The organism is Demequina maris (assembly GCF_000971155.1).
Classification (GTDB): Bacteria; Actinomycetota; Actinomycetes; order Actinomycetales; family Demequinaceae; genus Demequina; species Demequina maris.
Window position 1 is genome coordinate 141,521 of sequence record NZ_BBLX01000006.1, and the last position, 12,863, is coordinate 154,383.

General features: G+C 70.7%; 10 protein-coding genes. 1 reads left to right on the forward strand and 9 read right to left on the reverse strand.

The features are described 5' to 3' along the window. Window positions 1-12 precede the first annotated feature (12 nt). The gene (locus tag AOM02_RS08910) at window positions 13-1,311 is read left to right on the forward strand and encodes an MFS transporter (protein ID WP_062298804.1); all 1,299 of its coding nucleotides are present in this window, start codon (window positions 13-15) and stop codon (window positions 1,309-1,311) included. A 208-nt stretch (window positions 1,312-1,519) separates the two neighbouring features. Here the strand turns inward: AOM02_RS08910 and AOM02_RS08915 are convergent, their stop codons facing one another. The 9 genes from AOM02_RS08915 to AOM02_RS08955 form a co-directional block, all read right to left on the reverse strand. After that, complete coding sequence (locus tag AOM02_RS08915) at window positions 1,520-2,881, reverse strand: alpha-hydroxy acid oxidase (RefSeq protein ID WP_082105002.1); 1,362 nt, start codon at window positions 2,879-2,881, stop codon at window positions 1,520-1,522. Window positions 2,882-2,889: 8 nt separating this feature from the next. After that, the gene (locus AOM02_RS08920; protein ID WP_062298805.1) at window positions 2,890-4,311 is read right to left on the reverse strand and encodes a rhamnulokinase; all 1,422 of its coding nucleotides are present in this window, start codon (window positions 4,309-4,311) and stop codon (window positions 2,890-2,892) included. Beyond that, on the reverse strand, window positions 4,308-6,344 hold the full coding sequence (locus tag AOM02_RS08925) for a bifunctional rhamnulose-1-phosphate aldolase/short-chain dehydrogenase (RefSeq protein ID WP_062298806.1): 2,037 nt from the start codon (window positions 6,342-6,344) through the stop codon (window positions 4,308-4,310). Before AOM02_RS08925 ends, AOM02_RS08920 begins: the two co-directional genes overlap by 4 nt. A 64-nt stretch (window positions 6,345-6,408) precedes the next feature. Then, on the reverse strand, window positions 6,409-6,759 hold the full coding sequence (locus AOM02_RS08930) for an L-rhamnose mutarotase (protein WP_062298807.1): 351 nt from the start codon (window positions 6,757-6,759) through the stop codon (window positions 6,409-6,411). Between the two features lie 5 nt (window positions 6,760-6,764). Further along, window positions 6,765-7,931: an L-rhamnose isomerase gene (gene rhaI / locus AOM02_RS08935; protein ID WP_062298808.1), complete on the reverse strand. Its 1,167-nt coding sequence runs from the start codon at window positions 7,929-7,931 to the stop codon at window positions 6,765-6,767. Between the two features lie 184 nt (window positions 7,932-8,115). Then, entirely contained in the window at window positions 8,116-9,174 is a 1,059-nt protein-coding gene (rhaS, locus tag AOM02_RS08940) for a rhamnose ABC transporter substrate-binding protein (RefSeq protein WP_062298809.1), read from the reverse strand. A 34-nt stretch (window positions 9,175-9,208) separates the two neighbouring features. After that, on the reverse strand, window positions 9,209-10,294 hold the full coding sequence (locus tag AOM02_RS08945; protein WP_062298810.1) for an ABC transporter permease: 1,086 nt from the start codon (window positions 10,292-10,294) through the stop codon (window positions 9,209-9,211). Beyond that, window positions 10,287-11,327: an ABC transporter permease gene (locus AOM02_RS08950; protein ID WP_062298811.1), complete on the reverse strand. Its 1,041-nt coding sequence runs from the start codon at window positions 11,325-11,327 to the stop codon at window positions 10,287-10,289. Before AOM02_RS08950 ends, AOM02_RS08945 begins: the two co-directional genes overlap by 8 nt. Continuing rightward, window positions 11,324-12,850, reverse strand: a complete 1,527-nt coding sequence (locus AOM02_RS08955) for a sugar ABC transporter ATP-binding protein (protein ID WP_062298812.1) — start codon at window positions 12,848-12,850, stop codon at window positions 11,324-11,326. The genes AOM02_RS08950 and AOM02_RS08955 overlap by 4 nt, the downstream gene beginning before the upstream one ends. Window positions 12,851-12,863 lie beyond the last annotated feature (13 nt).

Sequence of the window (12,863 nt, forward strand, 5' to 3'; positions counted from 1 at the left end):
GAGGAATCAACGATGAGTCTCAACTCCGGCGCCCGCATCCCCGGTCGCATCTGGTACCGCACCACCGTGGCGGGCATGGCCTCGTATCTCGACGCCGCCGCGATCGTCTCCACCGGTACGGCGCTGGTGCTGTACAAGGACCCGATGGGCCTCTCCGACGGGCAGATCGGACAGCTGTCCGCGATCCTCACGTTCCTCATGGCGCTCGGCGCGCTCGTGGGCGGGCGCCTCGCGGACCTCTACGGCCGCAAGCGGGTGTTCCTCGCGACGATGGCCGTCTTCATCACGGGCGCGGGGCTGCTCGCGTTCGCGCCGTCGGCGGCGTTCCTCTACGCCGGCATCGCGCTGCTCGGCTTCGCGGTGGGCGCGGACCTGCCGGCGTCCCTCGCGATGATCGCCGAGGAGGCCCCGCCGGAGCACCGCGGCCGCCTCATCTCGTTCTCCCACATCCTGTGGCTGGTCGGCATCCTCGCCTCGCAGCTGTTCGGCATGATCGTCGGCGGCATGGGGGAGACGGGGGCCCGCATCCTCTACCTGCACATCTTCGTGGTCGCCGCGGTGGTCCTGATCCTCCGCGCGAGCCTCCCCGAGTCGCACAAGTGGCAGGCGCAGCACGACGCGGCGGGCGCGGGCCGGTCCGAGGAGATGGACCTCGGCACCCTCAAGCGCCTCGTCAAGGGCCCCTACCTGTGGCCCATGGTCTCGGTCGCGATCTTCTACGCGCTCGTCAACGTCGGCGCCAACACCGGCGGCCAGTTCTCGACCTACATGTACGTGGAGATCGCCGGCGCCACCGTGTCCTTCGCCTCGGGCATCGGGCTCGTCACCTTCCTCATCGCGTTCGGTGCGACCTACCTCCTCATGCGCATCGTCGACGGCGCGAACCGCATGAGGTGGTTCTCCGTCATGGCGGTCCTGTACGCGGCCGGCTACCTCGTGCCCGTCGCGTTCGGCGTCAACGTGCTCCCGCTCGTCATCATGGGCTTCATCGGCAGCATCGCCGGCGCCGTCGCCGGCGAGCCGATGTTCAAGGTGTGGGCCCAGGAGCTCATCCCCACCACGTACCGTTCGACCGCCCAGGGCGTGATGATCGGATTCACCCGCGTGGTCGCCGCGATCGTGGCGCTGTGGACCCCGACCCTTCTCGCCGCGAGCCCGAACGTGCTGTTCCTGTTCGTCGCCGCGTGCATCGCGGTGGCCGGCCTCCTCGGCGTGTTCGTGATCAACAGGTTCCCGCGCGTCGCCGACGCCGAGGACGACGTGGACGCCATCGAGGACCCGCTCGAGGCGGAGGCCGTCGAGGCCCGCTGAGGCCGGGACGCCGCACCGCGGCTCCGCGGGGGTCCTCCGACGGGGACGCGCGAGCCCGGGCGCCGATGGAGCGGGCGCTCGCCGCTCCGGCCGCGCTGCCTGCCTGACCTTCGCTCCCTCGCCGTCGCGGGCCCCCGGGTGCTGCGAGGACGACGAAGGCGGGCCCCTTCCGTGCGGAGGGGCCCGCCTTGTGGGAGGCGTCGGCGCGTCAGTTCTTCGGGCGGCGGGGACTCGCGACCAGGCCCTCGGAGGGCTTGGTCGTCTTCGCCGTCGCGGCGCGGGGCTTGGCCGCCTGCTTCGGTGCTGCGGCACGCCTCGCCGGTGTGCCGGGCTTCGCGGGCGCCGCGACGGGCACCATCCGCTGGAGCTGGGTGACGTGGTCGGGGTTCAGCTCGGCCACCGACGAGACGCCCAGCAGCTTCATCGTGCGGACGATCTCCTTGGACAGGATCTCGATCGCACGGTCGACGCCCTCGCGGCCGCCGGCCATGAGCCCGTACAGGTACGCGCGGCCCACGAGCGTGAAGTCCGCGCCGCACGCGAGCGCCGCGACGATGTCGGCGCCGGCCATGATGCCCGTGTCGACCACGATCTCCGTCTTGCCCTTGAGCTCCGCCGCGACGGACGGGAGGAGCCGGAAGGGGATGGGTGCGCGGTCGAGCTGGCGGCCGCCGTGGTTCGACAGCACGATGCCGTCGACCCCGCGGTCGACCACGGCCTTCGCGTCGTCGAGCGTCTGGATGCCCTTGACCGCGACCTTGCCGGGCCACTGGTCGCGGATCCACTCGAGGTCGTCGAAGTCGACCGTCGGGTCGAAGAGGCTGTCGAGCAGCTCGCCGATGGTGCCGTTCCACTCGGACAGCGACGCGAACGTCAGCGGCTCCGTGGTGAGGAAGTTCCACCACCACTCGGGCCGGGGGATCGCGTTGAGGACCGTCTTGGGCGTGAGCTGCGGCGGGATGGTGAAGCCGTTGTAGCTGTCGCGCAGGCGCGCGCCCGCGGCCGGCACGTCGACCGTGACGAGCAGCGTGTCGAAGCCCGCGTCCGCGGCGCGCTGCATCAGCTGCATCGACTTGTCGCGGTCCTTCTGCATGTACAGCTGGAACCAGTTGCGGCCGTCGGGGTTCGCGTCCCGCACGCCCTCGGGGGAGGTGGTGCCCAGCGTCGACAGCGAGAACGGGATGCCCGCGGCGCCCGCCGCGGACGAGCCGGCCCGCTCGCCCTCGGCCTGCATCATGCGGGTGAAGCCCGTGGGCGCGATGCCGAACGGCATCGCCGACCGACCGCCGAAGATCTCGACCGACGTGTCGACGTCGGACACGTCGCGCAGGATCGCCGGGTGGAACTCGATCTCGCGGAACGCGCGCCGGGCGCGGGCGAGCGACAGCTCCTCCTCGGCGGCGCCGTCGGTGTAGTCGAACGCGCCCTTGGGAGTGCGGCGCTTCGCGATCGCGCGCAGGTCCGCGATGGTGTGGGCCTTGGCCAGGCGGCGCTTGCGGCCGTCCAGCTCGAGCGGCTTGAAGCGCATGAGCGGAGCCAGGTCCGCCGGCCGGGGGATGCGGCGCTCCATCTTCATCTCTACTGTCCCTTCGGGGTGAACACTCGTGGGTTGAACGTACGCGCCACCAGGTCGCGCAGCGACTCGAGAGAGCCCGACACCGCGCCGAGGGCTCGGCCCTGGATGAGCACGTTGCCGATCGCCGTGGCCTCGACCGGGCCCGCCATCACGGGCAGCCCGGAGCGGTCCGCGGTGCGCTGGCACAGCAGCTCGTTGAGGGAGCCGCCGCCGGTGATGTGGATGCGGGAGACGTCCTGCGCGGACAGCGCCCCCGCATCGTGCACCGCGTCGGCGAAGGCCTGCGCGAGGCTCTCGATGATGCACCGCGCCATCTCGGCGCGGGTGGCGGGGACGCGGAGGCTGCGCTCGGACAGCCACGTGGAGATGCGTTCGGGCATGTCGCCGGGCGCCATGAAGACCTCGTCGTTCGCGTCGAACACGGGCATGTCGTCCGGGACCGCCGCGGCCTGCGCGAGCAGCTTCTCGAGCTCGACCTTCTCGCCGTCGCGCTCCCACGTGCGGATGGTCTCCGACAGCAGCCACAGCCCCATCACGTTGTGCAGGAACCGCGTGCGGCCGTCGACGCCGCCCTCGTTGGTGAAGTTGGCGCGCTCCGCGGTGCGGGTCAGCACCGGCGCCTCGGTCTCGACGCCGACCAGGCCCCACGTGCCGCACGAGATGTACGCGCCGCCGGGCTCGGTCATCGGGGTCGCGACGATCGCCGACGCCGTGTCGTGCGAGCCCACCGCGATCACCGGGGTGTCCGTGGCGAGGCCGGTCGTCTCCGCGACGTGGGGGAGGACCGTGCCGATGTCCTCGCCCGGCTGGACGATGCGGGGGAACAGGCCGCGCGGGAGGCGCAGCCGGTCCATCAGCTCGCCGTCCCAGCACTTGGTCGCGACGTCGAGCAGGCCGGTGGTGGAGGCGTTCGTCGCCTCCGCCACCGTCGCGCCCGTGAGGTAGTACGCCATGAGGTCCGGCACCAGGAGCATCCGGTCGGCGACGTCCAGCATGCCGGCCTCCCGCTCCACCGCGAGCTGGTAGAGCGTGTTGAACGGCAGGAACTGGAGCCCGTTCCGCGCGTAGAGCAGGGAGAACGGCTCGTCGGCGTGAACGAGCTCGACGCCGTGCGCGGTGCGCTCGTCCCGGTAGTGGAACGGTTCGCCGAGCACGCGGCCGCCGCGGAGGAGGGCGTAGTCGACCGCCCACGAGTCGATGCCGATGGAGCGGATCCCTTCGTCCCAGCGTGCCGCCGAGCGCAGCCCGTCGAGGACGTGCGCGTACAGCTGCTGGAGGTTCCAGTGCAGGCCGTCGGGCGTGCGGACCGGACCGTTGGGGAAGCGTGCCAGCTGGCGCAGCTCGAGGGTGTCGGGGCCGATCTGCCCGACCATGACGCGACCGGAGGTCGCGCCCAGGTCGACCGCGGCGACCGCGGCTGTCATCGGAGGAAGGCGGCCGCCACGCCCGCGTCCACCGGGATGTGCAGCCCGGTGGTGTGGGTCATGTCGGGCCCGGTCAGGATGGCCGTGGCGTTGGCGACGTGCTCGGGGAGCACCTCACGCTTCAGGATGGTGCGCTGCGCGTAGAACTCGCCCAACTTCTCCTCCTCGATCCCATAGGTCTTGGCGCGGTTGGCGCCCCAGCCGCCGGCGAAGATGCCGGAGCCGCGGACCACGCCGTCGGGGTTGATGCCGTTCACCTTGATGCCGTGCTCGCCGAGCTCGACCGCGAGCAGGCGCACCTGGTGCGCCTGATCCGCCTTGGTCGCCGAGTACGCGATGTTGTTGGGTCCGGCGAACAGCGAGTTCTTCGACGCGATGTAGACGATGTCGCCGCCCATCTGCTGCGGGATCATCACGCGGGCCGCCGCCTGGGACACCAGGAACGAGCCCTTCGCCATGACGTCGTGCTGGAGGTCCCAGTCCTTCTCGGTGGTCTCGAGCAGCGGCTTCGACAGCGACAGGCCGGCGTTGTTGACGATGAGGTCGACGCCGCCGAAGGCCAGCACGGCCTCGCCGATGGCCGCCTCGACGGCGGCGGGGTCGGCGACGTTCGCCGCCACGCCGACGGCGACGTCGGTCGAGCCGAGCTCGGCGGCCGCCGCCTGCGCCTTCTCGAGGTCGAGGTCCGCGATGACGACGCACGCGCCCTCCGCGGCGAGGCGGGTCGCGATCGCCTTGCCGATGCCCGAGGCCGCGCCGGTGACGAAGGCGACGCGGGTCGCGTGCGACTTCGGCTTGGGCATGCGCTGGAGCTTGGCCTCCTCGAGGGCCCAGTACTCGATGTTGAACTTCTCGGCGTCCGAGATCGGCGTGTACGTCGACAGCGCCTCGGCGCCGCGCATCACGTTGATCGCGTTGATGTAGAACTCGCCGGCCACGCGCGCGGTCTGCTTGTTCGCGCCGAACGAGAACATGCCGACGCCCGGCACGAGCACGATCGCCGGGTCCGCGCCGCGGATCGCGGGGGAGTCCTCGGTCGCGTGAGCGTCGTAGTACGCCTGGTAGTCCGTGCGGTACTCCTCGTGGAGCTCGTGCAGGCGCGCGATCGAGTCCTCGACCGAGGCGTCCGCCGGCAGGTCCAGCACCATCGGCTTCACCTTGGTGCGCAGGAAGTGGTCGGGGCAGGAGGTGCCCAGCGCCGCGAGGCGCGGGTGCTCCGCGTGCGCGAGGAAGTCGAGCACGACGTCCGCGTCGCTGAAGTGCCCGACCATCGGCTTGTCGTACGACGCGATGCCGCGGATCACGGGAGCCAGCGCGATGGCCTTGGCCTTGCGCGCATCGTCCTCGAGCGCGCCGAAGCCCTCGAGCGCGGGCCCGAAGGGCTCGGCCTTGCCGTGCTCGGCGATGTAGCGGGCGGCGGTGTCGATGATCTCGAGCGAACGCGCCTCGCACTCGTCGGAGGTGTCGCCCCACGCGGTGATGCCGTGGCCGCCCAGAACGCAGCCGATCGCCTGCGGGTTGGCCTCCTTGATCTCCGCGATGTCGAGACCCAGCTGGAAGCCGGGGCGGCGCCACGGCACCCACACGACCTTGTCGCCGAAGATCTTCGCGGTGAGCTCCTCGCCGTCCACGGCGGTCGCGATCGCGATGCCCGCGTCGGGGTGGAGGTGGTCGACGTGGGCGGCATCGACGAGGCCGTGCATCGCGGTGTCGATCGACGGCGCGGCGCCGCCGCGGCCGTGGAGGCAGTAGTCGAACGCGGCGACCATCTCGTCCTCGCGCTCGAGGCCGGGGTACGTGTCGACCAGGCCGCGCAGGCGGTCGAGGCGGAGCACGGCGAGGCCGTTGGTGCCGAGCGTGCCGAGGTCGCCGCCGGAGCCCTTCACCCACACGAGCTCGACGGGCGCGCCGGTGACGGGGTCGGTGTCGGTGCCCTTGGCGGACGTGTTGCCGCCCGCGTAGTTGGTGTTCTTGGGGTCGGAGCCGAGGCGGTTGGAGCGCGCGATGAGCTCTGCGGCGGTGGGGTGGGTCATGGGGAGGTCCTTTCCGGGGGCAGGAATCGGGTGCCGGGACCGGGGTCCGGCGGCAGGTCTGGTGTCAGGGCTCGAGGCCCTGGGAGGTCAGCTGGTCGGCGAGGTTGAAGACCTCGGGGAGCTGCGGTGCCCCCTGGTCGGCACGCTCGCCCTCGAGCGCGACGAAGAACGGCGCCATCGTCTCCTCCCAGCGCGCGGTGCGCGGGTCGGCGGCGAGGGCGGCCGCCGCGGCGGCATCGTCGTCGGTCTCGTAGTAGCCGACGAGGAGCCCGTCCGGGCGCAGGAACAGCGAGTAGTTCCTGCGCCCGGCATCGCGGATGGCCTCGAGCATCTCGGGCCACACGGCACGATGCGCGTCGACGTACTCCTCCAGGCGGCCGGGGTCGACCTGGAGGGTGAAGCACACGCGGGCCATGGGTCTCAGGCGCCCCAGCCCGCCTGCACGCCGCCGACGCGCTCATCGGCGATCGAGGTGAGGTAGCCGGAGTCGGCGAAGGCCGCCATCGGGTCGGCGGGCAGGCCGCGCTCCTCGCGCCAGGCGGCGAGGTCCGCGCGCACGTCGGTGTAGAAGGCGTCCATGAAGATGCCGTTCGCGGTGAGCACGTCGCCCTCGACCTGTGCCGAGGTGAGCGCCTCGCGGTCGAGCAGCAGCGCGCGCGCCGTCATCTCCTGGACGTTCAGCACCGACCGGATCTGGCCGGGGATCTTGTCCTCGACGTTGTGGCACTGGTCGAGCATGAAGGCGGTGTCGCCGTCCTTGCCGTAGCCGCCGCCGCGGATCACCTCGACGATGATGCGGAACAGCTGGAACGGGTCCGCGGCGCCCACGATGAGGTCGTCGTCCGCGTAGTTGCGCGAGTTGAAGTCGAACGAGCCGAGCTTGCCCAGGCGCAGGAGCTGCATGACGATGAACTCGATGTTGGTGCTGGGGGCGTGGTGGCCGGTGTCGAGGCACACCGTCGCGCGCTCGCCGAGCGCCGCCACCTGCGCGTAGCTGGTGCCCCAGTCCGGCACGTCCATGTGGTAGAACGCCGGCTCGAAGATCTTGTACTCGAGCACCAGGCGCTGGTTCTCGCCGATGCGCGCGTAGATCTCCCGCAGCGACTCCGCCATGCGGTCCTGACGGCCGCGCATGTCGTCCTGGCCGGCGTAGTTGGTGCCGTCCGCGAGCCAGATCTTCAGGTCGCGCGACCCGGTCTCGTCCATGATGTCGATGCACTCGAGGTGGTGGTCGATCGCCTTGCGGCGGATGCGGTCGTCGCGGTGGGCGAGCGAGCCGAACTTGTAGTCCTCGTCCTGGAAGGTGTTCGAGTTGATCGTGCCGAGCGCGACGCCGAGGTCCTCCGCGTGCTGGCGCAGCTCTGCGTAGTCGTCGACCTTGTCCCACGGGATGTGCAGCGCCACGGACGGCGACAGCCCCGTGTACTTGTGCACCTGGGCGGCGTCCGCGATCTTCTCGAACGGGTCGCGCGGGGTGCCGGGGGTGCCGAACACGCGGAAGCGGGTGCCGGAGTTGCCGAAGGCCCACGAGGGGAGCTCGATGGCCTGCTCCTCGAGGCGGCTGGCGACGTGGCTGCTGAAGGCCATGGGTCTCTCCTTCGAGATGGTGCCCAGGGGTGAGGCAGGTCGGCGTCGACCGCTCGGCCCGAGGGGGGCTGTTGAAACGATTCAAATCTAGCGGGGGAACGATGCGGAGGTCAAGTCCGCCCCGAAAGGGCGGGGCCCGGCCCGGTGCGTCTCGCGCATCGGACCGGGCCCCTGGAGACGGCTCCTAGAAGTCGAAGTCGCCGATGTTGTCCGCGTTGAAGCGGTACGGGTCGCCGAGCAGCACGCTGGCGTCCGCGCCGACCTCGTACGAGCCGAGCTCGCCGGCCTCGAAGGAGTCGCCCTCCGCGCCCGTGATCTCGCCCTCGATGAGCGCCTTGGCCGCGTAGGCGGCCAGGTAGCCGAGGTCCGCCGGGTTCCACAGCGCGAACTCGGTCACCGTGCCGTCCTCGACGTACTCGCGCATCTGGTTCGGGGTGCCCAGACCGGTCAGCGCGACCTTGCCCTTGTAGTCGGAGGTCGACAGGTAGCGAGCGGCAGCGGAGATGCCGACCGTGGTGGGCGAGATGATGCCCTTGAGGTCGGGGTACGTCTGCAGCAGCGCCGCGGTCTTGTCGAACGACGTCTGGTCGTCGTCGTCGCCGTAGACGGTGTCGACCAGCTCGATGTTCGGGTGGTCGGCCGCGAAGATCTCCTCCATCATCGCGATCCACGCGTTCTGGTTGGTCGCGTTGGCGGAGGCGGACAGGATCGCCACCTGGCCCTCGTCGCCGATCTGCTCGGCGATCATGTCGACCTGCACCTGGGCGATGCCCTCCGCCGTGGCCTGGTTGATGAACAGGTCGCGGCACTCGGGGTTCGTGTCGGAGTCGAAGGTGACGACCTTGACGCCGTTGTCACGTGCCTCGTTGAGCGCGTCGCAGATCGCCGCCGGGTCGTTCGCGGAGACCACGATGCCGCCCACGCCCTGCTGGGTCAGCGTGTTGATGTAGCTGACCTGGGCGTCCGGGCCCGCCTCCGCGGGGCCGACCTCCTCGTAGGTGCCGCCGAACTCCATGATCGCCTTCTCGCCGCCCGCGTCGGACGTGTCGAAGTAGGCGTTGCCCAGGTTCTTGGGCAGGAACGTGATGGCGAGGTTGGCGTCGCCGCCACCGGTGTCGCCGCCGCCGGCGGAGCTCGAGGAGTCTCCGGTCGAGCTGTCCGAGGAGCAGCCTGCGACGGTCAGCGCGAGCGCTGCCGCGACGGCGACGATGCCGCCGCGGGCCTTGTTGATCGGGAACTTCATTGTCTACCCTCCCTGTTGTGGCTCGCCTCGAGCGTCAGCTCGAGGCCGCTGTCCCTGGGGTCGCACCCGCGGATGCGGGCGTCTCACCCTTTCTCTTCCCTCGCCTTCTGGCGCGCCGGGACTGGGCCCAGGCGAGGAGGCTCGGCATGACCACGGACAGGATCAGCAGGGTGCCCGTGATCACGTTGATCACATCGGAGGTGACGCTGGCGAGGCGCAGCGCGCTCGCCATGGCGCCGATGAGCAGCGCGCCGGCGATCGGGCCGTGGAGCGCGCCGCGCCCTCCGAAGATGCTCACGCCGCCCAGCAGCACGGCAGCGACGACGCTCAGCTCGAGGCCGGTGGCGTTGTCGCCGCGCGCGCTTCCGTAGCGCAGCGTGTAGTAGATGCCGGCGAGCGCCGCGACGGCGCCGCTCAGCACGAACAGGATGAACTTGGTCCGCTCGACGCGGACGCCCGAGAAGTGCGCCGCCTCCTTGGACTGGCCGATCGCGAAGATGCCGCGTCCGAACGGCGTGAAGTGCAGCAGCCATGCGAATACGATGGCGAGCACCACGATCAGGATGACGACGCTCGGGATGGGCGTGCCCGGGATCTTCGAGGTGGCCAGGTCGCGCCACGTCTCCGGGAAGTCCGTGATCGCGGTGGTGCCGAGCAGCCCGACCGCGAGGCCGCGGAACAGCGCGAGCGTGCCGATCGTGACCGCGAGCGAGGGCAGCCCCACCACCGTCACGAGGAAGCCGTTGATCGAGCCTGCGACGGCGCCCGCGACGATCGCGACGAGCGCCGCGACGGGGAACGGCAGGCCCGCCTGGTGCAGCGTGCCCGTGAGCACCGACGACAGGCCCACCACCGACGCCACCGACAGGTCGATCTCGCCCGTGACGATGATGAGCGTCATCGGGAGCGCGATCAGCAGGATCGCGGCGATGTCGAGGAACAGGTACGTGTAGGTGATCGGTGCGCCGAAGTTCTTCACCGTGAGGCTCGCGTAGGCGATCACGAGGGCGAGGGCGCCGACCACGGCCATCTCGCGGGTGAGCAGCACCCGCTTCCACAGCGGCCGCTGGAAGTCGCGGTAGGTCCGCTCGCTCGGCGGGGCAAGGGTTGCGCTAGCCATGGGACTTCTCCCTCTCCTTCGCGAGCCTGCGTTCCTGTCGGGTGGCGGCGAACCGGTCGAGGACGATCGCGCCGATGATGAGCGCGCCGACCACCGCCTGCTGCCAGAAGTCCTGGACGCCCAGCACGGGCAGCGCGCGGTTGATGGTCATGAGCAGGAACGCGCCGATCGCGGCGCCGAAGACCGTGCCGCTGCCGCCGAAGATGGCGACACCGCCGATCACGGCGGCACCGACGGCCTGCAGCTCGTAGCCGGATCCCACCTGGGAGTTCACCGTGCCGTAGCGCGCGGCGTAGAGGACGCCGGCGAGCCCGGCGAGCGCTCCCGACACCATGAACGCGGTGATGAGGCGGCGCCGCACCTGGAGGCCGTAGAGGATCGCGGCGTCGGGGTCCGAGCCCATCGCGTAGTACTCGCGACCGGCCCGCTGGGTGGACATGTACCAGCCCGCCGCGACCAGCACCACGAGCGCGATGATCGTGATGACCGGGATCCTCCACACGGCGCTCGTGCCGAGGTCGAGGAAGCCGCGGGGCATGTCCGAGGCGTTGATGCGGTCGGAGCCGGTCCACATGACGTTGATGCCGCGGAACGCGTACAGGGTTCCGAGCGTGACCACGAGGCTCGGCACCTTCGCGTAGGCCACCACGAGTCCGTTGATGAGGCCCAGCAGGCCGCCGAACACGAGCCCGATGAGGAACACCGCGGGCCACGGGATCCACGGCATCTCGACGAAGACCGTGCCGACCAGGTACGCGGTGAGCCCCATCACCGATCCGACCGAGAGGTCGACGTTGCGGGTGATGATGACCATCGCCTGGCCGACGGCGAGGAGCATCAGGAGCGACGGCGTCAGGAGCAGGTCCCGGAAGCCGTCGTTCGAGAACAGGAAGTTCGGGTTCTTGATGGTGGTCGCGACCACCACGAGCACGAAGGCGGCGAGCACGCCCACCTCGCGCTGCTTGAGCAGGTCGAGGGCGCGCGAGCCGAGCCCGCGCTGGGCGACGCTGTCGCGGACGTCGGTGAGGGTCATCGCGTCTCCTCCAGGCTGTGCGTCGCGGCGTGCATGACCGCCTCCGGCGTGGCCTCCTCGCGGGTGAGGTTCGCGGTGATCCGCCCCTCGTGGACCACGAGCACGCGGTCCGCCATGCCGAGCACCTCGGGCAGCTCGGAGGAGATCATGAGGATGGCGAGGCCCTGGCCGGCGAGATCGGAGAGCAGGCGGTGCACCTCGGACTTGGTGCCGACGTCGATGCCTCGGGTCGGCTCGTCGACGATGAGCACGCTGGGCTCCGTGGCGAGCCACTTCGCGATGACGACCTTCTGCTGGTTGCCGCCGGAGAGCGTGCCGGCGAGCGTGTCGAGCGAGGGTGCTCGCACCTCGAAGCGCGCCGCCCATTCGCGCGCCGAGGCGTTCTCGGCGGCGTTGGTGAGCACGCCGAACCGGGTGAGGCGGTCGCGGATCGTGAGGGTGACGTTCCGGGCGATCCCCGAGTCGAGCACGGCGCCCTGGCGCCGGCGGTCCTCGGGGATGAGGGCGAGGCCGCGGCTCATGGCCTTGGTCGGGTCGCCGCCGGGGAGGGGCTTGCCCGCGACCGTCACGGTGCCCGAGTCGTACGGGTCGACGCCGAAGGCCGCGCGGGCGATCTCCGAGCGGCCAGCGCCCACGAGTCCCGCAAGCGCGACGATCTCGCCCGCGCGCACCTCGAAGCTGACGTCGTGGAACACGCCCGTGCGGGTGAGGCCCTCGACCTTGAGCAGCACGTCGCCCACGGGCGCGACCACCTTGGGGAACAGGTCCGTCACGTCGCGGCCGACCATCTGGCGCACGAGCTGGTCCACCGTGGTGTCGGCGATGGCGCTGGTCGAGATGTACTCGCCGTCGCGCATGACCGTGACGGTGTCGCACAGGTCGAAGACCTCGTCGAAGCGGTGGGAGATGAAGAGGATCGCGCGCCCCTCGTCGCGCAGCGCCCGGGCGACGCTGAAGAGCCGCTCGACCTCGACGCCCGAGAGGGCGGCGGTCGGCTCGTCCATGACGAGCACCTTCGCGTCGAGCGACATCGCCTTGGCGATCTCGACGAGCTGCTGGTCGGCGATCGACAGGCCGCGCGTGGGGCGGTCGGGGTCGACATGCACGCCCAGCTGCTCGAAGAGCGACACCACCTCGTCGCGCATCGCCTTCTTGTCGATGCGCCCGAACGACATCGTGGGCTGGCGGCCCATGAACACGTTCTCGGTGACGCTCAGGTCCGGGAAGAGCGTGGGCTCCTGGTAGATCACCGCGATTCCGGCGTCCTTGGACTCGGCTGTCGTGGTGAAGTCGACGGGCTCGCCGAGGTACTCGAACGTGCCCGCGTCTCGTTGGTACAGGCCCGCGATGATCTTCACCAGCGTCGACTTGCCGGCACCGTTCTCGCCGATGAGGGCGTGGACGGAGCCGGGCCTCAGGGTGAGGCTGCCGGAACGGAGGGCGACCACGGGGCCGAAGGACTTGGCCACGCCGTCGAGCACGAGCGTGGGTGCCGCCGGGGATGCGGCTGGGGGAGCTGTCATCGTCGACCTATCC

Coding starts and splice junctions, on each gene's coding strand:
- AOM02_RS08945 (WP_062298810.1), bottom strand. CDS start 10,294: ATGGCTAGCGCAACCCTTGCCCCGCCGAGCGAGCGGACCTACCGCGAC.
- AOM02_RS08950 (WP_062298811.1), bottom strand. CDS start 11,327: ATGACCCTCACCGACGTCCGCGACAGCGTCGCCCAGCGCGGGCTCGGC.
- AOM02_RS08955 (WP_062298812.1), bottom strand. CDS start 12,850: ATGACAGCTCCCCCAGCCGCATCCCCGGCGGCACCCACGCTCGTGCTC.
- AOM02_RS08915 (WP_082105002.1), bottom strand. CDS start 2,881: ATGGAGCGCCGCATCCCCCGGCCGGCGGACCTGGCTCCGCTCATGCGC.
- AOM02_RS08925 (WP_062298806.1), bottom strand. CDS start 6,344: ATGACCCACCCCACCGCCGCAGAGCTCATCGCGCGCTCCAACCGCCTC.
- AOM02_RS08930 (WP_062298807.1), bottom strand. CDS start 6,759: ATGGCCCGCGTGTGCTTCACCCTCCAGGTCGACCCCGGCCGCCTGGAG.
- rhaI (WP_062298808.1), bottom strand. CDS start 7,931: ATGGCCTTCAGCAGCCACGTCGCCAGCCGCCTCGAGGAGCAGGCCATC.
- AOM02_RS08910 (WP_062298804.1), top strand. CDS start 13: ATGAGTCTCAACTCCGGCGCCCGCATCCCCGGTCGCATCTGGTACCGC.
- AOM02_RS08920 (WP_062298805.1), bottom strand. CDS start 4,311: ATGACAGCCGCGGTCGCCGCGGTCGACCTGGGCGCGACCTCCGGTCGC.
- rhaS (WP_062298809.1), bottom strand. CDS start 9,174: ATGAAGTTCCCGATCAACAAGGCCCGCGGCGGCATCGTCGCCGTCGCG.